Genomic DNA, 21,438 nt, shown 5'->3' on the forward strand with positions numbered 1-21,438 from the left:
GTATGCGTACTTCGTTTTCAAGACCGAGAGTCAACCGTGGCGCAGTAAGCCGTCCACCAACGCCTGTTAAAAAAGAAGCAGTAGCTAAAGTCGACGCCAACGTACCTAAGCGGTAAAAATACAAATAAGCAATTCAAAAAAGCCCGATTGATGTGAGTCAATCGGGCTTTTCTTTTGCGCGCCACGTCAATTTGCTGAAATTGTGTCGCCAAAGCATAGGCACATCAGGCGTTCAAAATTGCATCAGCTATTTTGAGGGTGTAATCCGTTGTCTAAATGCTCGTTCTGTTCGCCTGTGAGTGTGGTGTTGTTAGCGTCAGCACTACTCACGCTTTTACTGTTGTTTTTGCTTTTTGATACCGGCGCGTAACGCTCGGGGCGATGATTAAGCGATATCACCATGTTAAGGCAAAGCGCTGCAAGAATAGAAATTAACACAAGGTGCCATTCTATAAACTGCAACGCGCATAACAATATGACGCTATCTACCGATAGCTGGAAAAAACCGGCTCGTATATTAAAGCGCTGTTGTAAGAAGAACGCCATAATGCCGATACCACCTAAGCTAGAGCTATGACGAAACATCATTAGCATACCCACACCAATGAGAATGCCGCCAAATACTGCGGCAAAAAATGGGTTCACGTGGCTTATATCAACAAAGGCTGGTATTTGTTCGGTAAGCACCGATACCGTGGTAACAGAGATAAAAGTATTAATAGTGAAACGTTTACTAATTTGCGTCCACGCTAAGGCGTAAAAGGGAATGTTAATTAGAAAGAAGAGCACGCCAAAGTCTATATCCACTGCGTAGGTACCAAGCAATGCTAAACCTGCAGCACCGCCTACCATTAAGTCTTGAGACTGGAATAAGAACACGCCAAACGCAACAAATAAACCCGCACTAACTAAAGCGAATACATCTTCGATGACACTGTGATTTGGTTTTTGCATGATAAAGAGCTTGCGTTAAGAATACACAATGTAATTGTACGTTTACAACATAATGGAATATAGGGGGGAGCGACTAACTTAAAGTCGGCAAATCAGCGAATGGTATGCATGCCTTTACGACTCTTATCTCTTCCGTAAACAGGGTGTTGCGGCCATGTAAACGTTGCACCAAATTGTGACAACCACTTCAGTACTAGGCATAAAATGACCGCATTAAATCACGCACTAATAGGTTGTTGCCTAATCGAGTGAGGCACTTAACACGATGCCTTGTTTATTAAAACTAATATTGCACTGCATAACGCCAAAATGGAGCGGACTGGACGCTTCTATTTTGCTGCCGTAAGCGACAAATTCCGTGTGCCACGTTAAAAGCTCAGCGGTGTTCAACTGACGCTCTACATTTGCTTTTGATATACCAGGATAGAAATTATCGCATAAAATGATGACTTCTCTTCGCGCTTCAATCCAATAAAAAGTGACTGCAATGAGTGCTGCAATAGCAGCGATTGCAGCAATATCCGCAAGAATTGAACGTTTCATAGCATGCATTGTTTTACCTCTATCATTGCGCGGTGGCAGACTACATCGAGAAGTTTCAGACACTATAATGAGTTAAAAGTGCGTTTACAGGTTAGTAAAAAAAGAAACGGTTCCTACTCAATCGCATAAACATATCACGACCATATATGGGATATAAAGAATACAAAATAGGGAAATGTGCTCTCGTAACGCGGTTGTTTTCTAGTTAGAAAACCTGTTGGGAGCTTATGTAGCAAAACGCCGCATTGCACAAGCCTGTGTGGTATACGTAAAGGCAAACGTGAGAATTAAATGCGTTACACGTTATATTTTTGTAAGGTTTACGCTGGGCTGATACCATGATTGCAAATCTCTCGGCGTAGAATTATTTTTTTGAAAGCTAGGTAATCAAACACCTTTCGTAAGCCTTCTTCTTCTCTTGTTTCGCCAATTTACTTGTAGGAACTGCAATGAAAAAACTCCCCATCGCGCTGTCGTTGATTGTCGGTAGTGGCATCGGTTGCTCTATCGGCGCTATTGGCATTAGCAAATCAGCGATAGCTGACGAATTACCTTTTACTCTTTCTGGTCATGCACGTGTTAACTACGGGCATCAAGACTGGCTTATCCCTGATTTTAGAGACGGCTTTGAATTTGAATCGTTTAAACTGGGTGTGTCTGGTGAATCTGATCAATTCAGCTATAAAGCAGAGTACCGCTGGTATGAAAATGTCGACTTTAATACCATTCGCTTTGCTGATTTAACGTATCATTTCAACGAGCGTACAGAAATAACCGGCGGTATTACGCAAACGCCTTTTGGCTTACAGCCCTTTGCCAGTAACAGCTTTTGGTTTTCAGTCAATTACTACCTTGGGTTTGAAGACGACTATGATGCCGGCGTTAAAATAAATCACACGCGAGGTAACTGGGATTTTCAGGCGGCCTATTTTATGAACGATGAATATAACGACGCCGCAAAGTTTAGTCGCTATTCATTTGATGTTGCCGACGACGGTGAGTTTAGAAACTCAGAAGACGGCCAGTATAATATCCGGGCAAACTATACTGGTCGTTTTATTAGAGGTGCTATCACCGAGATTGGGGCGTCTTATCAGTATGGCAATATTCTCAACTTAGATACCTCTAGCAGTGGTGATATGAATGCCTACGCCCTGCACATGCGTCATACCCAAAATGACTTTAAAGTAGAACTTCAATATATCAACTACGAATATAATTTAGCTGCGCCAGAAGGTCAGGCTGACGATCGTTTAGCGCTATCTTCGTTTACCTTTCCTTTTTTGGCTGCGGCAGATGGACAAACCTACTCGGCCAATCTCATTTACTCGGTGCCATACGACTTTGACAATATATCGTCAATGACATGCTACTCAGAGTTCAGTCTTGCTAAAGGTGATGATGCCTCAGGTAAAAACTCATCTCAGTGGGTGAATGGCTGTAGCGTGGGATGGGATAAATTATTCATGTATGTGGATAGCATTCGAGGCAAAAATATGTGGTTTTCCGGTGGCCCGGGAATTGGTTTAGACATCGGCGGCCTGCAAGACACCACGCACAGACTCAATATTAACCTTGGAATTTATTTCTAAGCGCTTAGGGGAATTATTATGAGAACAGTATTTACCATTATATTTTTACTCGCTTTTATACCGTCGGCGAGTCACGGTCATGCGTGGTTGAAGTTAAAAATAGCAACTACTGAGTATGCGCCTTATACCTCAACAGATATGGAGCACGGCGGCTATATTAACCACATTATTACCGACGCGCTGTTAGAAACTGGGGTGAAGGTTGAGTATGTATCAATGCCATGGGAAGAAGCGTTAGAAGCTACCTTAGCAGGTGAATACGATGCCCTTTCTTACGGCAATTTTGTTCGCTCCAGAGAAAGTGAGTTTTTTCACAGCAAGCCAATTAGCGCTGAAAGTTTAGTCTTCTATGTGAATAGTGAAAAAGAAATACGCACCTGGTCTGAGCTAAGCGATATTGCCGATTTGAAAATGGGCATAACAGAAGGGTATCTCTACAACGACGAAATTGCCGCTTTTATTGAAGGCAATGAAAACGTGGTAAGGCGAGGTAGCGATCAGGAGAACTTAGAAGCACTTATTAATGGCGATATTGATATCTTCCCCATTGATGAGTTAACCGGCTGGTATTTGTTAGAGCGTGAATTCACTGACGCTGAGCGAGATAGCGTGGCCCTTATTTCTCCTAATATTTCTACCGTAACTACCCATCTTATTGTGCCAAAGGGTAGGCAAAACAGTCAGCTAGTGCTGTCGCTGTTTAATAAAGGTATTGATGAGCTAACCCTTGAAGGTAAGTTAACAAGGTTCAAGCGCCTGTTAAAAGAGGGCTACTACCAGCATCCTCAGAAAAAAGTGCACTACGATAGACGATAGCTCAATACAAATAACGCGCTATAAGTAAACAGATAGTGCGTTATGCGCAGCCCTGCGTATAATCACAACCCATAATTTTTAGGTCTTTATGGGTTGTTAATGCGCTCGCTTTTTAGTCGGTTACCTTTACTCTTCGCTTTTCCTTTCTTTCTTTTCTCTATAGCGCTAATTATATTGTCGCCACTGGTGGCTAATAATGCGTTAGCGGATACAGCGATACATAACGACAACCAAGTGCATGTGGACGTATCAGGCTCACTAAGAGTGCGCTACGAGTCGCTGCATAACCCTATTTTTCCTACTACACGTGAGCAGCGCGAGCAAAACAACGAGCGTATTTCTACCCGAGTCATTGTTAACACCACGGTAAGCTACAACAATATTAGCGCAACTCTGGATGTAAGAGACTCAAGAGCATTTCTTGATGATAACGACCCTACCTTGGGCGCCAATCAGGTCAATACACTTGAGCCCGTGCAGTTCTATGTTTCTTATGCCCCAACATCTTTAACCAATATAGACGCCATCAAAGTAGGGCGTATGGAGCTTGATTACGGCAGCCGTCGCCTGCTGGCAAAAACCATCTATCGCAATGCTACAAACAGTTACGACGGAGTAGTGGTAGACGCTACATTCTCACAGTGGAATGTCAGTGGGATATATATTCAGCCTGTGGTGCGTTTTCCCCTCGATGCGGCAAGTGTTGATGCAAACGAGCGAGCATTTGATAAAAGCTACAGCGAGAGACGGTTATTCGGGGCATATATCACCTCTCCCGATGACAATGTAAAGCTACAAAGCTACTGGTTAAAAGAAGATGACGGCGACGAGTTAGCCACGAATAACAGAGATTTGTATACCTTATCCATAGATTATACCAAAGCGTTTAGTCATGGTTGGAAGGGCAACGTAGAGGTGGTCGGTCAAACTGGAACCGCAAGAGAAACCAGAGCCGCTGACGACACTTTAGATAAAGACGTTCGCGCCTACATGCTTTTTGGCTATCTAGGCAAAAAGATTACTGCCAACACCTTTTTACGCGCCGAGGTAGATTACATCAGTGGTGATAACGATACGTCAGACAACAGAATTGAGAATTTCGACAGTTTATTTGGTGTTAGGCGTTTTGATTTTGGGCCAACGGATGTGTATCAAGCCATGCCCCGCAGAAACTTGAAAACGGTAGGGTTGCGTAGCATTAGCAAACCTGCAAGCGCCCACCATGTGTTGCTTGGCTATAAAGCCATGTGGTACCAAAAAGCCCCTGAAAGTGTGGATGATTTTATCGGGCATCAACTAGAGGCAAGATGGCGCTATAACGTTTTGCCTAATTTGCGCTTGGCTATTGGCGGTGCGTATTTGTTTAAAGGGCGGGGCTTTGAGCGCGGCGACTATAGCGATAACAGTGCGTTTGTTTTCACAGGCGCAATGTACAGCTTTTAAACGCCGTTTACTGATACCTGATGCGCCTAGCTAATAGAAATTAGTTAACCTTTTCCCTGTTTAATTAACCTGTTATCTTTGCTCATCGTTTGCTAATAGTTAAGAGAGCACCTTGCCATTTATGTCGCTAATTTCTCGTTTCCGGGCACTCTTATCGCTCCTTGGGCCCGGAGTACTCATGGCCACAGCGGCCGTTGGAGGAAGTCACCTTGTAGCGTCAACGCAGGCAGGGGCTAAGTTTGGCTGGCAGCTCGCCATACTCATTCTTGTGGTTAATATACTGAAGTACCCTTTTTTTAGAGCCGGGGTTAGCTACACTATAAGTACTCAGAATACCCTGCAGCAGGGGTATCTTAGTATGGGTAAGCGCTATTTAGGGTCGGCGCTGTGCTTAAATATGCTCGCCTCTGTGGTCAATGCAGCCGCACTTTTACTGTTCGCCGCCAGTTTGCTCTCGTACTTTGTGCCTTTCGATATCGCGATCACACTCTCCTCATCCTTGGTATTGGGCCTTATTTTAGTCATTTTGTTAGCCGGGCATTTTGAAGGCTTAGACAATATTGCTAAGGGCATAATGGGCGTCTTGGTGGTAGCTACTATTGTGGTGTTTGTTGTTGCCCTAGTGGGGTACGCCCCGGTTGCGCCCAAAGAGACGCCTCCTTCTCCATGGACGTTAGCTACCCTCGGATTTTTAGTTGTTACCATGGGCTGGATGCCTGCGCCTATTGAAATATCGTCAATTACATCGCTGTGGCTAAAGCGCCAGTGTAAAGACAAAGCGGTTACTCCTAAAAGCGCGCTGTTCGATTTCAACCTTGGCTACGGCGTAACGGTGTTGCTTGCCATGCTGTTTTTAGGGCTAGGTGCACTGGTACTCTATTCAAGTAACACGCCTCTGGCCACAAGCGGCATAGGGTTTTCTCATCAGCTAATTAGCATGTATTCTGCCACTATTGGTGAATGGGCCCATGGGCTTATAGCGCTGGTGGCCTTTCTGTGTATTTTCGGATCGGCGCTGACCGTTTACGATGGTTATGCGCGAGTGGTCGCAGAAGGTATTTCGCTGCTTTTACAGAAAAAAGCGGGCGAAGCAGCGAACAGCGAAAAAGGCCCTCAGAACAGGCTGGTTACAATAGTGCTGCTTGCCATAGCTGCGATAAGTTTTGCCATAGTGCTATTTTTTAAAACCGCGCTGTTGGCTATGCTAGGGTTTGCGATGACGCTGGCTTTTGTGACAACCCCGGTTTTTGCGTGGCTTAACCATAGATTAGTGGCCCGAAGTCAGCTGCATGAAGACGCCGCGCCAAGCAAATGGGTTACGGCGATAAGCTATTTAGGGCTTATTTATTTATTCGGATTTTTGTTGGTCTTTGTTTGGTGGAAATGGTTGGCATAATGCGAACTAACACACGTATTAGTCTCGAAAGCGAATAATGTCGCCCACGGAGCAAATAAATTTCACCAGCTTATCGTGCTCATACAATTCGCTCATTAAGGTAATGGGTTTTTGGCGTAACGAGTCGCTTGCAATAATGTTTTGCCAATTAAGCGGTGTTACCGATTCATCGGGGCGGGCGTTTTGTATTTCTTTGAGAAATGCGTCGGCAATGATGCCTTGCCCAATCGCGGTAGGGTGCACCCCGTCTAGGCTAAAAATACCGCCGGATAAAACATCGCCCTGCGCCGAGGTATCATAATACTTGGTGTCTATGGGAGGATAGACAAACTGCAAAGCCTCGGGCAGTGGGTAAGTTGGCTCACCAAAATTGCGCTTCCACGCCATTTCTGTTAAGTCGTTGCCAATATCGACAATATGAAAGCGCTCGCTGCCTAAGGCTTCATTTTTAGCAGCCACCAACGCTTTAATACTACGATTAAACTCGACGATAGTTTTATCGATGAATACCGCATCTCTAAACGGGAGGTATTTACCACACCCTTTTGCAGCCGATTCCGACAGCGGAAAGTAAGAATAAAACTCAAAATAAAGGGCTTTTTTATCAGGCCGAGAAGGGTCGGTTATAACTCGCTTTTCCCCCATCCCTTTGGCAATAGGCGCAATAGTGACTAAAGGAACTGTGCCTACAAAAACTTTCCAGTCACTTTCCTTATTGTCTGCCATAGCGTCAACAACCTTGTTTAACAGCATGTCGTATTCGGCGTGAAAGTCGTTGGGGTGCCATAAATTCCACTTGCTACGCTCTTTGCGCGAAGCCTGTAGCACTCGCTCGGGGTCGTTTGGTGTTTGGGCTATATTGAGGCTTAACACCGTGCCTAGCGCGTTATTGGCGCCAAGCCACACGCAGAGGTTTTCAACGCCTTCTTCACTCGCGCAATGCTTTAGCCAGTCTACGGCGGTATAGTTGCCGAAGGTGTCTAACCCCTCATCGCCTAATGGGTTAAGTACGCGATACGCATTTCTCGAAAAGGGCGTACTCACGGCTTGAAGGTAGCCATCGCCGGTAGCGGTGCTGTTTGCTATAACATCAAGGCATGAGCGGGGAGTGACCATAAAGGCATCGCCCACATCCATCCCCTCAACGGCCACATTGTGAAAACCTAGCGAGTCGAAATTGCTACCCACGGGTTTACCCGGCATGCCGTCACCACGCTCGTAAAAGTCTTCAGCCTGATCGAGCACGCTATTAATCACTGAAAATGCATTTAGCCATTCAAGGCCACGAATGTTTGCGCCAAACTTTCTTTCCAGTGCCCTAAAAATGCGTTCTAAATCGACTTTAGTTTTATAGCGCTCATCCCAGCGAAGGTAGCGGTAGTTGGGTTCGCCAAGCGCGTCGGCAAGCAGTGTGCTGTAACTAAGTCGCGTGTTAGCCGCACTGCCTGACATAAAGCCTTGGGAAATGCTGTCGCCTATAGTAAATATTTTGGTCATTGAGGTACGTCCATGCTAGGTAAGTGAGGACCCCACTCCAATAACTTCAGCGCAATGACACCAGCGCAATAGAATTTGTGTCCGTTTACTTAATAAAGAGTGATTAATGTAAAATAGCTTGGTTAAATTTTCAACAACTAAAACCTCAAGCAGCTAAAACCTCAAGCAGCCAAGACCTCGAACAGCCAAGGCCTCAAACAGCTATAAACCAATCTGCAATCTAAACTGCTATTGAACTCGAGATAAAATCTCTGACCAAGCCTACGATCAAACTAGTGCCCAAGCTGTTGATCATGCTGGCGAGCACACCGGTGACCACAGAGTGATGCACTAGAATTTTTGCTTTCTTCTTTTTATTGGGAAAAGCCCCAACCAAAACCCTGCCTCAAAGATAAAACCAAGCACGACAAGAGCAAACAAACCGGTTTCAAAGCCCATGCTGTATGAGAATAACGCAGCAAATAGAAATAATAACGCAATGGTGATACGAATAAATGGGGGCATCAGAATACTCCATGTTGGTATGCCGAACTGTAATTATAGTGCATTGAGTAAAGCCATTAGCAAAAACAACGTAAGCGTATGTGTCTGAGTCTATCTGAACGCTTATTTGAGGAGAGAGTTGAGCGCTTAGCTGAGCACGTAACTAAGCACATATGTAAGTCTAAGTGAGTTTGTGCTTAAGCTGGTTTTAGCCGTAATTTTCATTGTTGTAAGAGCCAGCGAGACTTTGCTTGGTTCGACTCAAACATGCGCTTGTTGCCTTCAAAGCTATTAAATAGGTGTTCATGAGCCGCTTTTGAAAATGTGTCATTGCGTTCGGTGTACTGCGAAATCCAGTGTATAAGCATATCTAAGTTGGCGTTTTGGGCTTCCTTACTCTCGTACTTATGTGGCTCCCACGGCCTGTTTTTGGCATTTTGTATACAGTCATTAACGGATAAATTGAGAAAAAGCACGTTACTGGCTAAAGGCACAACAAGCGCCAATAAATCAGAATAGCACCCTTCAATAACCCAGTGAGTGTGTGTATTTACAAACGCATCTATCAACGCTTTAGATTCTGCCATAGGCATTCGCGATGGTGGCGATTGCGGTTGCCACGCTATGGTGTCTAAGTCTAAATGGGCGACACCGTATGTATTCGCAAGCCCTTTGGCGAGGGTGGACTTTCCAGACGCAGAGTTTCCAAAAATTAGAGTGTTAGTTAACATGGCGTTTTCCGTGACCCGCTTTCAAAGGCGGTGACTCCCCAATATTGGCTTGATTTGCAAGTTTGCTTTAAGCCGTAATTACGAAAGTGTTTTCTCATATGTAAGTTCAAGTAACCGTGAGCAAATACAATAACCTTACCTTCTTTTTGCGCAATGGTGATTAATTCTTTTGCTGCAGTTTTAGCGCGTGTTTTTGCTTGTCGATAAGATTCAAACGGGCCGGTTTTTCCTACCGTCCATAAAGCTCGGTTTACATAAACCCAAGTCCACGCGTTTAGGGTAAAAGGTAATTTGAAGCGCGGAATATCCATCTCCCGATATAACGCCGATGTGAGGTTTGGAGATTTATTGAGTGCTATTTCACAGCTATGAACAGCACGAGGTAAATCGCTAGACACCACGTAGTAATCATCAAAGCTGTCAGTAAATACCATGTTTGGGCGACTCGTATTAGCAACCATCGAGTGATTGTAGTTCCTTACCCAGTTTGCGAAGCCCGCGCTGCCCAAGCGAGTATTTTGGGATTTTTCTGGTTTTCCGTGTCGTACTAGTACTATTTGCATAGTTTCACTTCCGTGCTATCACTATTATTGATGGTCAATGAATATTAAATGACAACACCATGTTACATATATGGCTGTTAAATTTCGCTGCTTTTCAACAAGGTTACGCCCAGCCAAGCAAACCATACTATCTGACTTACGCCAAAGATTTCGGTCAATACGTCGGCAGGGTACACAGTGAGTACACCAACAGATCCAACAAATAATCCAACAACGTTAAACGCTTTTGGCAGCGTTTGGCTTTGTAATGCCGCAATGCTTATCAGTAAAACCCATAGTCCACCTACCACTTCGTTTCCGCCACCCATTCCTTCCACTATGGTGTAAATAGTGCGCCACATTATCATTGCTTGTTGTGGCTCTGTGGTAGCAAGGTCTATGGCTGCGGCTAAGCCAATATTCGCTATCATACCGCTTGCTATCACCAGACCTACCCAAACCACACCAAATACAGCGGCGAGTGAAGAAAGTGTTGGAGCCCCTTTTTTTAAACGCTCGTGAAGTGCCAGTACTAATACCGCTAATACAATGCCAAAAAGGACATACATAACGAAGTTAACGATGGATAGCACTGTTTTGTTCTCGGCGAGAAAGGCAAATTGTTGCGCTGCATCGCCACCACCGGGTGAGCTCCAAAACGCACCAAAGAACACAAACGCCGAAACATAAATAACGGCTTCAAATAATGCAGCTACGCCGCCTGTTTTTTGTAAGTTACTCAAGCTGTATATTTCCAAGGGTTAAATATCGCCATACACGACTACATACCAATGCGGTCAACACCAGCGCCAGTCATTATTACGCTGAGATTATAAATAGTCGGCTTGTTCAAATTTATGAAAGCCTGCTCTAGTAAGGGCTGTCAATTCATCAATAAGAGTGTCGTCGAACGTTTTAAAATTGAAGCAAGACTTGCCCTGCATTCGTTTTTTAAGTTCAGGAGAAACCTTGTCGAGTAATTCAGGAAAGACATAAACTGGCATTAAATGAAAGCTAACGTAATTCTTATTGACCTTTGCTGAGGCAAAATACATTGGCTTTTTATTTTTCATAATATGATGGGTATTAAGATAAAAGTGGTTGGGTGCGTTTATGGCAACCACCATATCCTGTTCATAGTCCGTCAGAATGTTTTTTAAATAATCAAAGATGATGTCAAAGTCTTTCAATTATCATCTCCCTAAACCGAGTTTTAAATATAGCGCTGTTATGTGAAACATCAAATAGTCTTAAGAGCGCTATCAAAAGTTGGCAAAGAGGTAGTAAAAAAGCCGAACAACGAAACCGTACGATTGTGGTGCTCAATCGTGCTTATAAGCCTGTTATTCTAGCGCCTTTCCGTTTTCTTCATTTTTCCGCGCAACTCAGTACAAGGATATTCTTATGTTTGCGGTCGACCACATTATTTTACTCAGCGCTGTGCTTGCCATACTTGGTGTATTAGCCAGCAAATTGTCGCCGCGATTTGGCGTGCCGGTGCTTGTTCTCTTTTTAGGTGTTGGCATGCTGGCCGGAGAAGACGGCATTGGCAGAATTCTTTTTGATAACGTGGATGTGGCCCATTCAATTGGCACGTTCGCGCTTATTCTTATTTTGTTTGATGGTGGCTTACAAACCTCGAAAAGGTCGATAAAACGAGCATGGAAACCTGCGGCACTTTTAGCCACCCTTGGTGTAGTGGGCACTGCTACGATCACAGGCATTGCCGCCATGTATATTCTGAACTTACCGCTGTACATGGGTTTGCTGCTTGGCGCTATTGTAGGGTCGACAGATGCTGCTGCGGTATTTTCTGTACTGAGAAATGCAGGCATTACTATACCTGCAAAAATTAAGGCCACGCTAGAATTAGAAAGCGCATCAAACGATCCTATGGCCATATTTCTCACCGTTGGGTTAATTACACTCATAAAAGACTCCTCTACCCAGCCTATCGAGCTGGCGTCGCTATTTGTAAGTCAAATGGGAGTAGGGGCCTTGGTGGGGGCCGGTATTGGGGGGGGCGGTATGGATTTTTAGAAGAATTACGCTAATGGCTATTGGTTTGTACCCTGTGTTTGTCATGCTGTTCGGGGTGTTAGCGTTTGGCTTGGCCGCAAATCTAAACGGCAGCGGCTTTCTAGCTACCTTTATAACTGGCGTTATAGTTGGAAACAGTCGTTTTTCTTATCAACGCAACACCTTTGTGTTTCTCGACGGGCTTGCGTGGCTTGGGCAAATCGCCATGTTCGTTATTTTAGGCCTTTTAGTTACACCCACCGATCTCTTTCAAACTTGGAAAGAAGGGCTAATTATTGCTTTCGTGCTTATATTTGTTGCGCGGCCACTAATCGTCATGCCGCTAATGATGCTTAGTCGTTTTTCGTTTAAAGCATCACTATTAATATCATGGGTTGGGCTACGCGGCTCAGTGCCTATTATCTTGGCTATATTCCCATTGATATTTGAGCTGCCGAATGCCGACCTCATATTCAACGTGGTGTTTTTTATCGTACTTATATCTGCCTTACTGCAAGGCTCTAGTTTACCCTTTGCAGCGAAGAAGCTGGGGCTAGTGCTGAATGCGAAAGCTAAAGAATCAAGCACTATCGAAATAGTGAAGGTGGCTAAGAGCAAGCGAGAGTTAATAGAAATAGAGTTGATAGAAGACTCACCCGCGATAGGGCTGTCGATTGGTGAGCTGGTGCTGCCTGCACAAACGATTATTGCGGTAGTTGCGCGTGGGGAGGCAACGCTTATTCCTAAAGGTAGTACACGTTTAGAGGTAGGCGATCACGTATTTATTATTACTAAGCTGCTTGATAAACAAGCCGTGGAAAGCTGCTTTTATCACGAAGGTTAAATGGCACTAAATGGGGTGAAAACGCATTAACATTCACCCTCCTAATGTTTAATACTTAACGCTTAACGCTTAACGCTTAACGCTTAACGCTTAACGCCTATCGCAAAGTATATAGTTGTGCCTCTACAATACGGCCATCTTCTAGGGTTACGTTTGAAATAACACGTAAGTATGCATCGCCTTCGAATTCGTCGAGACTGGCCCAATGTTGGGCTAGGTTTGCAGAGGTAAATACAAAGCCTTTAACCTCTTCACCGCGTTCGTCCAACGTTAAGCCAGGAAACCCCATTTCGGCGCCCCAGCCCTCATTTTTGAGAACGCCTTTCACGCTTCCTTTATCCCAGGTGCCACCAATGTTACTTAATATGTGTTCATTAGGTCGGCCGAGGCCTAATGTTCCATACACAAATAATTTATCGCTCATCAAAAACTGCTCCCCAATATTTTATTTTTCGATAACTAAGTTGCTTAAGCAAGGCACCACGCCAAAAGAGCGCATTGCGCGTTAAAAAGTCTATGCACTTGGGCTACGTGCAAACTCACGTATTTGAATATGGTTACCCTCGTTATCCACAATGTTAGCCACTGTAAATTTGGGGTTTGCCCATTCACCGTCTAGTGCCTTACCACCTAACTTTATTGCTCGTTCTTTGGCATTTTCGATACTTGCCACAGCAAAAAACAATTTTACAGCGCTTACGCTGCTATGGGGAATAGCAAAAGGCGGTATGTGAACAATCAGGTTAAAGCCATCTTTATCCAGACTAATAAAATCAGCAGTCTCCCTGATAACTTTCATACTAAAAAGCTGCACGTAAAACCCAGATAATCTGGTTAGATTGTTCGAATAAACAATTGCTCCATGATGAGCGGGACCAGCCATGTGTAATTCCTTACTGTGTAATTAGGTAGACAACCCACTTAGTTTGCCACTCTATGCTAAACCGCTAATGTCTTTTTTAAGAAGTAGATTATTGAGCTCTTGTTTGCTTTGCTCTGGTGTCTTGCCGGCAGTGTCTAGGATGATGCTAGCTGATTTCCAAGGTTCATATTCTCTTGTAATTACGCTTTCCCATGAGGGAAGCACAATATTTGAAATGTCAGAATGCCTGTTGTCCACACGCTTTTTATGCTCGACTTTGTCGGAGCAAATAACTTCTAGCTCTATATAAGGTAAAGCAGCTTTGTTGGCGACTTTTATCCATTCCTGGCGTGATTCTAAAACCGGATTCGTGGAGTCTGCAACTACAGAGAGACCGTTTTTTAAATTGTACTAAGGATAAAACTTTGGTCATAACTTGGTCTAATGGACTGAAATACAATAGATACTCCTTGTTTGACTAACTTTCCAATAACGGGCAAAAATACGTAGGCTATAATAATGAGCGCAACGAAGGAAGCCTGCGTGTTTTGTGCCTAGCGAGTTTATTGAGTTGGTATATTTCAATTGCTCCAAGACTAAAGTATAGAAACTCCTTCGGTTTGCAGTACTGTTTGGGCATCAGCACGCTCAATTACTTTTAACAAGGTAGTTTGAATAGTTTCATCTTTTCTCGCATCTCCTTCACTCGAAAATTTTTGCTCTTGTAGAGGAGCACCTTCTTCAGCCGTAAAGCCAACGATGATTTCTGTTGCAAGCTCTGCCGTCTGACCGAAATAAGAAATTGAAATTTGAGGGTACCCCTGAAATCCTTTTTTTACTCTCTTTGCTATACGTTTTGTAGATTTATCTAAATTCATAACGGATATCCGATGAAATTGGTCTTACCCACTAAAAGTGGAAATCTATAATGTCCCGGTAAGGGGCACAGGCTTAACGACGAAAATGTGAAACGCGCCGGTGGGTATGTGTCCCAACGACCAAAGGGAAAGATCTTGACTGGTTTTTTATGTTTGTGCCAAAAAGACAACTGCATTTCCTATAATTATAATTTGTTCGGTAGCTTTTAATCCTTCATCGAGATCTTTTTTAAGAATAGCTGCTAACCTATCTTCGAATAACTCCATGTTTTCAAATCCACCGTTTTTATATTGGCGGGCAAATAATAAGCAGCTATCACTTCTTCGATACTCTGAATCTAAGCATAATTGGGCTTGAATAGCCAAAGCATTAATATTTGAAAGAATCATGGCATCTGTTGGTTTCTCGGGTTGACTCGCACAGGCACTGAGACATAACCCTACCATCAATACAATTAATTTAAGATAAGATTTGATCAAATCTACTCCTAAGAATATAACTTCCCACTAGGGGAAAAAATATGAAGGTTAGAATAACAAGCGAAGCGCGAGGAGCCTACGTGTTCTTATCCTAGCGAGCTTGCGAGCGAGTTAATGCATTTGTTAGTTGCCGTAAATTCAATGGTTGTGCTAACATTTGTGTGTACATTGAGTAAGGAATTTACGATGGATACTCGCATACAATTTAGAGTAGACGAAGAAACTAAACGGCTAGCTCAGATAATGGCCGAAAGCCAAGGGCGCACTTTAAGTGACGCTTGTAGAGAGCTTACGGAAGAACTTGCTGAACAGCAACGCAAAATAATTACCCATGAACAGTGGCTTACTGAAGAGGTGAATGCTGCGTTTAATAAATTAGAAAGTGGGCAAAGTAAGTTTGTTAGTCATGAAGAGTCAAACTTGGACATGGAAGCTCGAAAAATGAAAATTAGGAATAAAGTCAAAAAGTGATCGTTTGGGAAAAAAGTTCGCTGGACGATCGTGAGGCTATTTTCGAGTTTTTATACGAATTTAATCCTTTGGCAGCAGAAAAAACTGATGCAATAATTGAGAAAAAAGTTGAAAACTTGAACCAGCAACCTCTTATGGCAGTGGAGAGAGAGGGTATACAGGGAAGATTGTTAATAATTCCGGAGGTCTCTATGATCGTTTCATATTTCATGAAAGATGACATTATTCACATTCTTCGAGTTTTACACCAAAAGCAAAAATTTCCTGTAGGCAACTAACTTTTAAAAAAGGCCGCAGACATGTGGGGCATAATGGCGAAGCCGTGCAACGTAATCGCCCCAGTAAACGACTTAAGCGTTTTTATATAACTTCCCTAAAACAACCACGTTACTTCATCTAATGGACTACCAATTAACCAGAATAAGATTGCACCGATATTCAGAAGTAAAAACGCCCAAGCGAGTAGCGCGAGTGCCTTTAATGAAACATAGTTTAGCAAACGATTATCGGCTTTATTCATTGAGAGCATAACGCTAAGCTAACGGGCAAAGGCGCAATGCGAAAATAGTGAAGCCGCATTGTGTATTCGTCCCAGCGGCCCGCGCAGCGGGTTGCGACTTGAGCGCTTTCTTATAAGAAATTCTACTTGTCGTTCGGCTTTAGTGGTGCCAATAGCAAGTAAATTATGAAGCTTAGCTAACTAACAAAAAGAGTGGCAAGTATCCAAGCCAGCTTTTCATTTTTTCCTACTTTGTTTGATTTTCCAATGACAAACAACGGAACAAACCAAAATATACCAAGTATTATTAGCATAGGAAGCCAGCTAATGAAGAGTTCTGATAACAACAATTGGTCTTCGCTCATTTATGATATTTCCATGTCTTATAATTTTCAAATAACGGTCGCAGGCACGTAGGACATAATGGCGAAGCCGGCCTGCGTGTGTGCGTACCAGCGACCGTGGGGAGTGAACTGTAGCGTTTTGTTAGCCGCGCTCATGCCAATACCCCCGGTTTTCGGTGATTATGCATGATGGCTACGACACTTATCTCCCTGTCTTCTATGATTTTATAGATAATAGAATAAGGGAACCTGCTCAATACAAAGCGTCGGTGAGTTTGCCCCAACTTTGCCCATGCAGATGGCAAAGAGCGAACTGAGTCAATGGCTTCCTTAATCTCCTGTGTGAATTCGTGCCCCAACCCGAGAGATTGTTCTTGATATCAACTAATGCTATTTACTACGCCAGACTCTAGTTCCGCACTACGAGCTTCGGCGAGCTTTACCCACTCAGATTCAACATCGCTATCAATTTTTGTATCCATAGCAGTTAAAAGACAGTGGGCAGCAAGAGCTTTCTCTTTGGTACTGAGTTGCTCAATATTTTCAAGCATAACTTTTAGTGCGTCAGACATAAAATAACTCCCATTAGTTAAGATTTGATAATACCACTAAAAAAGAGATGTGAAACGTCGGGTTAACAGGCAGCGGCTAACACCCGCATAAAGAGCAAAAACACGTGGGCTACAATACCAAGCGAAGCGCAGGGAGCCTACGTGTTTTTGTCCCCCCGCGAGTGAAGCGAGTGTTTATGCGATTGTTATGCGCTATTGACTTAAACCGCAAAAATACCATAATTAGGTATATATTGGTACTTGGAGAAAGCGAATGGCTAAAAATACCAGCATTACTCTTGGGGACCACTTTGATGGCTTTATTGTTAGCCAAATTCAAACGGGTCGATATGGTTCAGCGAGCGAAGTGATTCGTTCAGCTCTCCGCCTGCTAGAAACACAGGAAACTAAATTAAACACTTTGCGTCAATTACTAGTAGCTGGCGAAGAAAGCGGTGAAGCTGAATACGAACTTGAGCACTTGATATCAGAACTTGATGGTGAATTAAAAAAGTGAAACCATTTAAGTTAACTGTACTCGCAAAATCCGATTTAAAAGATATCGCGTTATTTACATAACGGAAATGGGGCCGAGAGCAGCGTAATGTATATCTTAAGCAGTTCGACGATTCATTTTGGATGTTGTCTGAAAATCCCGATATTGGTAAAAGCTGCGACGAAATAAGAGACGGATACAGAAAACTTCCGCAAGGTAGCCACGTTATTTTCTATAAACAAACAGGTAGTCAGGAAATTCTGTTCATAAGAATCCTTCATAAAAGTATGGATGTAAATCCTTTACGCTCTGGCACATAACTTTAAGCTAAGGGGCGCTAGCGCGTGGGCTAAAATCCGAACGAAGTGAGTCAGCCCGCGTGTTAGCGTCCCAGCGAACGCAGTGAGTGTGTTGATTGGGTTGTTAGCTACCACCTACTAGTAATGGTAACGACATGAGATAACCGTAATTGCGGTATCGTCCACGGCATATACCAAACGGTTGGTGTCATCTATTCTGCGGGACCATAAACCTGAAAGATTTTCTTTAAGAGGTTCCGGTTTTCCAATTCCATCAAATGGAGAACGCTTAACATCGGAAATTAACTTATTAATACGTTTCAAGATTTTTTTGTCTTGAGTCTGCCAATAAACGTAGCTATTCCAAGCTTCATCAGTCCATGATAACAACCTGTTACTCATCAATAAGTTCTCGCTGGGTCGTTTTTGCTGCTTTAAGCTGTGCTATTGAACGATTTAAGTGTTCAGCGTTCGCTGGAGAGCGAAGTAGATGAACGGTTTCCATAAGGCTGTTGTAGTAATCTAATGACATTACAACAGCATCCTCAGAGTCACGACGAGTGATTACTGTTGTATCTGCATCGTTGATTACATTGTCCAAAACGGCTTTTAGACCATTTCGTGCTTCGGTAAAAGAAACAATTCTCATTTTGCACCCCACTTGTACATTATATGAGACAAGTTTAGATCGGAAATGAGTACATGTACAGGATGTTGTGCATTACTGCACTGTGGCAGCTAACGGCCCGCATAACGGGCAAAAATACGTAGGCTAGAATACCAAGCGCAGCGCAGGGAGCCTACGTGTTTTTGTCCCAAGGAGCGCTAGCGACTGAGTTGATGCGTTTTTATACGCAACTTGCCACACCTGTAGCGCATTGCTACAATTTGATAGTGAATTATAAGGAGACATATTATGGCAACCGCAAGCGTAAGACTAGACCAAGATCTAGTTGAGAAAGCTACCATTATGGGTAAAGCACTAAACCGAACGATGCCTAAACAGATTGAGCATTGGGCAAAAATAGGTGAAATGATGGAAGATAATCCTGATTTACCATACGAATTCGTGAAACAAGCAATTATTTCCAAAGCGGAAAAAGAGGCAGGTAAATTGGAGCCTTACGATTTTGGCTAAGATTACGAGTGTTTTACAGACAGCTAATTTTAAGAGAGCAGTAAAGAAGTTACATAAGAATCAGAAAAAAGACTTGGATAAAGCTGTAAAGGAATTGATGGACGATCCTCTTCTAGGAGAACAGAAAAAAGGCGACCTAGCTTTTCTTCGCGTGTACAAGTTCAAGATGGTTAAGCAGCTAACCTTATTAGGTTACAGCTACGAGGACGGCACTGTAATTCTTGAATTAATAGCTCTTGGTTCACATGAAAACTTTTACCGCGATGTTAAAAAGTTGTTCTGACCAATTGCGTATAACGTTTCGGTTAAGGGGCGCAGGCTTGCAGGCGAAAATGGGCAAAGCCCGCCTGCGAGTATGCGTCCCAGCGAACGCAGTGAGTGACTTAATTTTTTTGTTTGCTGCCACTTAAACCTACTGATTTCAGATAAACATACAAATATGGAATTAGTATTATCAAGATAACAACTACTGTACCAATGTAAAAAAATGAGCCTCTTTTTCTGCTTGGTCAAAATCATAGGTTTGCTCAATACTTTCTAATTCGGATGGATCAACTCCATCTTCTATCGCTCTCTCATTTATCTCTGATATTTTTTCGAATAATTTCTCATGCTCAGCTATTGCTGTTTTATGAATATCTGATTTGAATTTTTTATAATCAAGATAATGTCTATGAGCATGGTATGACCACGCAAGGGTGTATATAAAACAGAGCGAGCTAATCGTTGCGGAAAACTCAAATTGCTCAACACTAAACGCTATTAGAAATATCAAAATACCACAAAGACAATCTAAAATTTCACCTGCCGGTTGATACGGACGTCTTAAGCGATTTTTGTCAAAAAGACCAAAACAGCAACTCAACAAAAAACGCAACAATATAAATAACCCCAAACAGGCACTCGGTCTCTCCTTGGCAGCTAACTTTAAGCTAAGAGGCCAAAACGCAATGCTATGCTGCCGAAGGCGCATTGCGTTTTGGCCCTAGTGAGTAACGCGAACGACTTAAGCTTTTTGTTAACTGGCAATGCTTGACTCCCGCTCCAAAACCCAACAACGAGGATTGTTTGTAAACCCTATTTTTTCATAATATTCATTTGCAGCCGGTGCAGCAATTAGAATGAGTTTACATCTAGGACCGAGCTGCTCCTGAACACAAACTTGTAACTTTTTACCCAAGCCTAAACTTTGATGTGATTTTATTACGGCCAAATCTGAGAGATAACAAGCATAATCAAAGTCGGTGATACAGCGAGCAACGCCGACTAGCTTTTCGCCATCCCAAGCGGAGATTGTGAGGTTGCTATTTTCCAACATTCCTTTGATACATTCCGAGTCATTGACTGGTCGCCTTTCACCGAGACTTGAACCGTTAAGCACGGTTATAAACTGCTCTGTGGAGATTTCTTGATTTACTTTTAATTGTATATTCATATCTTCCTTGCCAGTTAACACCCGCATAACGGGCAAAAATATGTAGTCTACGTTACCAAGCGAAGCGCTGGGAGCCTACGTATTTTTGTTCCAGCGAACGTAGCGAGCGAGTTTATGCGCTTGTTAAACCGACAATGATAGCCTAGAATGACCTAATTAAAGACCTTTTAGGAGACCGTTATGGCGGCGAGAGTTTTAGCAGAAGTTGCTGCAAGTATTACTGAACTAAAAGCAAACCCTATGAAAGTTGCGAGCAGTGCATATGGTGACCCTGTCGCTATATTGAATAGGAATGAACCTGCATTCTATTGTGTCCCGGCTGAGATTTACGAAAAAATGATGGATCGTTTGGAGGATCTGGAACTACTACAACTTGTTAAAGAAAGGCAAGGTGAAGAAAGCGTTTCGGTGAATTTGGATGACCTATAAATTAGAGTTTAAGAGAAGCGCCTTAAAAGAATGGAACAAGCTAGGTAGCACTTTACAGCAGCAACTGAAAAAGAAGTTAGCAGAGAGATTAAAAACACCACACGTAGCCCCAGATAGAGTTTTAGGTGCCGATAATGTTTATAAAATGAAATTACGTCAATCGGGATATAGGTTGGTGTATCAGGTTCTTGATGACGTAGTTGTAGTTACAGTGCTTGCAGTGGGAAAACGTGAGAGAAATGAGGCTTACAAAAAAGCATTAAAGAGACTTGATGTTGAATAAGGGTTCAACTTCCAAATATGGGGCGCAAACGCGTGGGGCATAATGGCGAAGCCGCACACGTGTATGCGTCCCAGCGAGCGACAGCGAGTGCCATAATTTGTTTGTTAGTTATCATTCTATGGAATTCCTATTTCCCATAATTGTTCTTGGCTCAACAGCAAGGTTTCTTGATTAGCGGAAAACCTAATACCGATACAATAGCTGTTTGTTATTAGAACACCTTTCTTTTTTAACTCAAAAACCACAATGGCGTCTTTACCATGAAAGTCTTTCCAAGAATTTAGGCGATAAACAGTCCCTTCGATAGTGCACTCTTTGTCGTTAAAGAGAAGCTCTTCACTTTCAGTGCTTAAATACCTTGAACGAAGTTTTTCTAAAAAAGAGAACTGATTCACGAATTTCCTTTTGGGAAC

34 protein-coding genes and 1 pseudogene are annotated in these 21,438 nt (G+C 43.0%); 14 read left to right on the forward strand and 21 right to left on the reverse strand.

What is annotated here, in order from left to right; all coding sequences use genetic code 11:
* Nucleotides 1–243: 243 nt before the first annotated feature.
* Together V7R39_RS14055 and V7R39_RS14060 are read right to left on the reverse strand one after the other, a co-directional pair.
* Nucleotides 244–954, reverse strand: a complete 711-nt coding sequence (locus V7R39_RS14055; protein ID WP_334031444.1) for a YitT family protein — start codon at nucleotides 952–954, stop codon at nucleotides 244–246.
* A 240-nt stretch (nucleotides 955–1,194) separates the two neighbouring features.
* Entirely contained in the window at nucleotides 1,195–1,497 is a 303-nt protein-coding gene (locus tag V7R39_RS14060) for a hypothetical protein (RefSeq protein ID WP_334031446.1), read from the reverse strand.
* 449 nt (nucleotides 1,498–1,946) lie between these two features.
* On the opposite strand from V7R39_RS14060, the gene V7R39_RS14065 reads away from it, so the two are divergent.
* The 4 genes from V7R39_RS14065 to V7R39_RS14080 all read left to right on the forward strand — a co-directional run bounded on the left by V7R39_RS14065 (nucleotide 1,947) and on the right by V7R39_RS14080 (nucleotide 6,744).
* The gene (locus tag V7R39_RS14065) at nucleotides 1,947–3,089 is read left to right on the forward strand and encodes a hypothetical protein (protein ID WP_334031449.1); all 1,143 of its coding nucleotides are present in this window, start codon (nucleotides 1,947–1,949) and stop codon (nucleotides 3,087–3,089) included.
* Between the two features lie 18 nt (nucleotides 3,090–3,107).
* Nucleotides 3,108–3,905 carry a substrate-binding periplasmic protein gene (locus V7R39_RS14070; RefSeq protein ID WP_334031450.1) on the forward strand — a complete coding sequence of 266 codons (798 nt, stop codon included), beginning with the start codon at nucleotides 3,108–3,110 and terminating at the stop codon, nucleotides 3,903–3,905.
* A 99-nt stretch (nucleotides 3,906–4,004) separates the two neighbouring features.
* Nucleotides 4,005–5,348 carry an alginate export family protein gene (locus V7R39_RS14075; RefSeq protein ID WP_334031451.1) on the forward strand — a complete coding sequence of 448 codons (1,344 nt, stop codon included), beginning with the start codon at nucleotides 4,005–4,007 and terminating at the stop codon, nucleotides 5,346–5,348.
* 121 nt (nucleotides 5,349–5,469) lie between these two features.
* A complete protein-coding gene (locus V7R39_RS14080; protein ID WP_334031452.1) occupies nucleotides 5,470–6,744 on the forward strand; it encodes an NRAMP family divalent metal transporter in 1,275 nt (424 codons plus the stop codon).
* Between the two features lie 18 nt (nucleotides 6,745–6,762).
* Here V7R39_RS14080 and V7R39_RS14085 read toward each other — a convergent pair whose 3' ends face one another.
* The 6 genes from V7R39_RS14085 to V7R39_RS14110 form a co-directional block, all read right to left on the reverse strand.
* Nucleotides 6,763–8,241 carry a hypothetical protein gene (locus V7R39_RS14085; protein ID WP_334031454.1) on the reverse strand — a complete coding sequence of 493 codons (1,479 nt, stop codon included), beginning with the start codon at nucleotides 8,239–8,241 and terminating at the stop codon, nucleotides 6,763–6,765.
* 330 nt (nucleotides 8,242–8,571) lie between these two features.
* Nucleotides 8,572–8,745 (reverse strand): hypothetical protein, encoded by a 174-nt coding sequence (locus V7R39_RS14090; RefSeq protein WP_200883130.1) that lies wholly within the window; start codon nucleotides 8,743–8,745, stop codon nucleotides 8,572–8,574.
* Nucleotides 8,746–8,945: 200 nt separating this feature from the next.
* The gene (locus tag V7R39_RS14095) at nucleotides 8,946–9,455 is read right to left on the reverse strand and encodes a shikimate kinase (protein ID WP_334031455.1); all 510 of its coding nucleotides are present in this window, start codon (nucleotides 9,453–9,455) and stop codon (nucleotides 8,946–8,948) included.
* Nucleotides 9,449–10,018 (reverse strand): histidine phosphatase family protein, encoded by a 570-nt coding sequence (locus V7R39_RS14100; RefSeq protein WP_334031457.1) that lies wholly within the window; start codon nucleotides 10,016–10,018, stop codon nucleotides 9,449–9,451. The genes V7R39_RS14095 and V7R39_RS14100 overlap by 7 nt, the downstream gene beginning before the upstream one ends.
* A gap of 77 nt (nucleotides 10,019–10,095) precedes the next feature.
* Complete coding sequence (locus V7R39_RS14105) at nucleotides 10,096–10,740, reverse strand: DUF4386 family protein (protein ID WP_334031459.1); 645 nt, start codon at nucleotides 10,738–10,740, stop codon at nucleotides 10,096–10,098.
* An 87-nt stretch (nucleotides 10,741–10,827) separates the two neighbouring features.
* Nucleotides 10,828–11,187, reverse strand: a complete 360-nt coding sequence (locus V7R39_RS14110) for a hypothetical protein (protein WP_334031461.1) — start codon at nucleotides 11,185–11,187, stop codon at nucleotides 10,828–10,830.
* Between the two features lie 214 nt (nucleotides 11,188–11,401).
* Here V7R39_RS14110 and V7R39_RS14115 point away from each other — a divergent pair, with 214 nt between their 5' ends.
* Complete coding sequence (locus V7R39_RS14115; protein WP_334031463.1) at nucleotides 11,402–12,037, forward strand: cation:proton antiporter domain-containing protein; 636 nt, start codon at nucleotides 11,402–11,404, stop codon at nucleotides 12,035–12,037.
* Between the two features lie 13 nt (nucleotides 12,038–12,050).
* Nucleotides 12,051–12,860, forward strand: a complete 810-nt coding sequence (locus tag V7R39_RS14120) for a cation:proton antiporter domain-containing protein (protein WP_334031464.1) — start codon at nucleotides 12,051–12,053, stop codon at nucleotides 12,858–12,860.
* Between the two features lie 97 nt (nucleotides 12,861–12,957).
* On the opposite strand, the gene V7R39_RS14125 is transcribed toward V7R39_RS14120, so the two are convergent.
* The 5 genes from V7R39_RS14125 to V7R39_RS14145 form a co-directional block, all read right to left on the reverse strand.
* Nucleotides 12,958–13,284: a gamma-glutamylcyclotransferase family protein gene (locus V7R39_RS14125; protein ID WP_334031465.1), complete on the reverse strand. Its 327-nt coding sequence runs from the start codon at nucleotides 13,282–13,284 to the stop codon at nucleotides 12,958–12,960.
* A 90-nt stretch (nucleotides 13,285–13,374) separates the two neighbouring features.
* On the reverse strand, nucleotides 13,375–13,743 hold the full coding sequence (locus V7R39_RS14130) for a hypothetical protein (RefSeq protein ID WP_334031467.1): 369 nt from the start codon (nucleotides 13,741–13,743) through the stop codon (nucleotides 13,375–13,377).
* A 51-nt stretch (nucleotides 13,744–13,794) separates the two neighbouring features.
* A complete protein-coding gene (locus V7R39_RS14135; protein ID WP_334031468.1) occupies nucleotides 13,795–13,980 on the reverse strand; it encodes a hypothetical protein in 186 nt (61 codons plus the stop codon).
* A gap of 338 nt (nucleotides 13,981–14,318) precedes the next feature.
* The gene (locus V7R39_RS14140; RefSeq protein WP_334031469.1) at nucleotides 14,319–14,600 is read right to left on the reverse strand and encodes a hypothetical protein; all 282 of its coding nucleotides are present in this window, start codon (nucleotides 14,598–14,600) and stop codon (nucleotides 14,319–14,321) included.
* 147 nt (nucleotides 14,601–14,747) lie between these two features.
* On the reverse strand, nucleotides 14,748–15,080 hold the full coding sequence (locus V7R39_RS14145) for a hypothetical protein (protein WP_334031470.1): 333 nt from the start codon (nucleotides 15,078–15,080) through the stop codon (nucleotides 14,748–14,750).
* A 186-nt stretch (nucleotides 15,081–15,266) separates the two neighbouring features.
* On the opposite strand from V7R39_RS14145, the gene V7R39_RS14150 reads away from it, so the two are divergent.
* Both V7R39_RS14150 and V7R39_RS14155 read left to right on the forward strand, forming a co-directional pair.
* Nucleotides 15,267–15,551, forward strand: coding sequence for a damage-inducible protein J (locus tag V7R39_RS14150; RefSeq protein WP_334031471.1), 285 nt, complete (start codon nucleotides 15,267–15,269; stop codon nucleotides 15,549–15,551).
* On the forward strand, nucleotides 15,548–15,829 hold the full coding sequence (locus V7R39_RS14155) for a type II toxin-antitoxin system RelE/ParE family toxin (protein WP_334031472.1): 282 nt from the start codon (nucleotides 15,548–15,550) through the stop codon (nucleotides 15,827–15,829). Before V7R39_RS14150 ends, V7R39_RS14155 begins: the two co-directional genes overlap by 4 nt.
* 418 nt (nucleotides 15,830–16,247) lie before the next feature.
* Here V7R39_RS14155 and V7R39_RS14160 read toward each other — a convergent pair whose 3' ends face one another.
* From V7R39_RS14160 to V7R39_RS14170, 3 genes are all read right to left on the reverse strand, one after another.
* Nucleotides 16,248–16,415, reverse strand: a complete 168-nt coding sequence (locus V7R39_RS14160; protein WP_334031473.1) for a hypothetical protein — start codon at nucleotides 16,413–16,415, stop codon at nucleotides 16,248–16,250.
* 131 nt (nucleotides 16,416–16,546) lie between these two features.
* Nucleotides 16,547–16,753, reverse strand: a complete 207-nt coding sequence (locus tag V7R39_RS14165; RefSeq protein ID WP_334031475.1) for a type II toxin-antitoxin system RelE/ParE family toxin — start codon at nucleotides 16,751–16,753, stop codon at nucleotides 16,547–16,549.
* A gap of 21 nt (nucleotides 16,754–16,774) precedes the next feature.
* Nucleotides 16,775–16,966, reverse strand: a complete 192-nt coding sequence (locus V7R39_RS14170; RefSeq protein ID WP_334031476.1) for an addiction module protein — start codon at nucleotides 16,964–16,966, stop codon at nucleotides 16,775–16,777.
* A 253-nt stretch (nucleotides 16,967–17,219) separates the two neighbouring features.
* Between V7R39_RS14170 and V7R39_RS14175 the strand changes: the two genes are divergently transcribed.
* Both V7R39_RS14175 and V7R39_RS14180 read left to right on the forward strand, forming a co-directional pair.
* Nucleotides 17,220–17,462 carry a type II toxin-antitoxin system ParD family antitoxin gene (locus V7R39_RS14175; RefSeq protein ID WP_163106936.1) on the forward strand — a complete coding sequence of 81 codons (243 nt, stop codon included), beginning with the start codon at nucleotides 17,220–17,222 and terminating at the stop codon, nucleotides 17,460–17,462.
* Nucleotides 17,459–17,761: pseudogene (locus V7R39_RS14180) on the forward strand (type II toxin-antitoxin system RelE/ParE family toxin). Before V7R39_RS14175 ends, V7R39_RS14180 begins: the two are co-directional and overlap by 4 nt.
* 117 nt (nucleotides 17,762–17,878) lie before the next feature.
* Here the strand turns inward: V7R39_RS14180 and V7R39_RS14185 are convergent.
* Together V7R39_RS14185 and V7R39_RS14190 are read right to left on the reverse strand one after the other, a co-directional pair.
* Nucleotides 17,879–18,142 (reverse strand): Txe/YoeB family addiction module toxin, encoded by a 264-nt coding sequence (locus V7R39_RS14185; RefSeq protein ID WP_334031477.1) that lies wholly within the window; start codon nucleotides 18,140–18,142, stop codon nucleotides 17,879–17,881.
* Nucleotides 18,135–18,389, reverse strand: coding sequence for a type II toxin-antitoxin system Phd/YefM family antitoxin (locus tag V7R39_RS14190; protein WP_334031478.1), 255 nt, complete (start codon nucleotides 18,387–18,389; stop codon nucleotides 18,135–18,137). Before V7R39_RS14190 ends, V7R39_RS14185 begins: the two co-directional genes overlap by 8 nt.
* A 267-nt stretch (nucleotides 18,390–18,656) precedes the next feature.
* Between V7R39_RS14190 and V7R39_RS14195 the strand changes: the two genes are divergently transcribed.
* Nucleotides 18,657–18,878: a TA system antitoxin ParD family protein gene (locus V7R39_RS14195; protein WP_012518669.1), complete on the forward strand. Its 222-nt coding sequence runs from the start codon at nucleotides 18,657–18,659 to the stop codon at nucleotides 18,876–18,878.
* Complete coding sequence (locus V7R39_RS14200) at nucleotides 18,871–19,161, forward strand: type II toxin-antitoxin system RelE/ParE family toxin (protein WP_061439355.1); 291 nt, start codon at nucleotides 18,871–18,873, stop codon at nucleotides 19,159–19,161. The genes V7R39_RS14195 and V7R39_RS14200 overlap by 8 nt, the downstream gene beginning before the upstream one ends.
* A 183-nt stretch (nucleotides 19,162–19,344) precedes the next feature.
* Here the strand turns inward: V7R39_RS14200 and V7R39_RS14205 are convergent, their stop codons facing one another.
* Together V7R39_RS14205 and V7R39_RS14210 are read right to left on the reverse strand one after the other, a co-directional pair.
* Nucleotides 19,345–19,851 carry a hypothetical protein gene (locus V7R39_RS14205; RefSeq protein WP_334031479.1) on the reverse strand — a complete coding sequence of 169 codons (507 nt, stop codon included), beginning with the start codon at nucleotides 19,849–19,851 and terminating at the stop codon, nucleotides 19,345–19,347.
* Between the two features lie 45 nt (nucleotides 19,852–19,896).
* Nucleotides 19,897–20,313 carry a GNAT family N-acetyltransferase gene (locus tag V7R39_RS14210; RefSeq protein ID WP_334031480.1) on the reverse strand — a complete coding sequence of 139 codons (417 nt, stop codon included), beginning with the start codon at nucleotides 20,311–20,313 and terminating at the stop codon, nucleotides 19,897–19,899.
* Nucleotides 20,314–20,493: 180 nt separating this feature from the next.
* On the opposite strand from V7R39_RS14210, the gene V7R39_RS14215 reads away from it, so the two are divergent.
* A complete protein-coding gene (locus V7R39_RS14215) occupies nucleotides 20,494–20,742 on the forward strand; it encodes a type II toxin-antitoxin system Phd/YefM family antitoxin (protein WP_032095995.1) in 249 nt (82 codons plus the stop codon).
* Nucleotides 20,732–21,025 carry a type II toxin-antitoxin system RelE family toxin gene (locus V7R39_RS14220; RefSeq protein ID WP_334031481.1) on the forward strand — a complete coding sequence of 98 codons (294 nt, stop codon included), beginning with the start codon at nucleotides 20,732–20,734 and terminating at the stop codon, nucleotides 21,023–21,025. Before V7R39_RS14215 ends, V7R39_RS14220 begins: the two co-directional genes overlap by 11 nt.
* A gap of 116 nt (nucleotides 21,026–21,141) precedes the next feature.
* On the opposite strand, the gene V7R39_RS14225 is transcribed toward V7R39_RS14220, so the two are convergent.
* Nucleotides 21,142–21,438: hypothetical protein (locus V7R39_RS14225; RefSeq protein WP_334031483.1), on the reverse strand; the 297-nt coding region annotated here is incomplete at its 5' end.

Source organism: Alteromonas sp. P256, assembly GCF_036864455.1.
Lineage (GTDB): Bacteria > Pseudomonadota > Gammaproteobacteria > Enterobacterales > Alteromonadaceae > Alteromonas.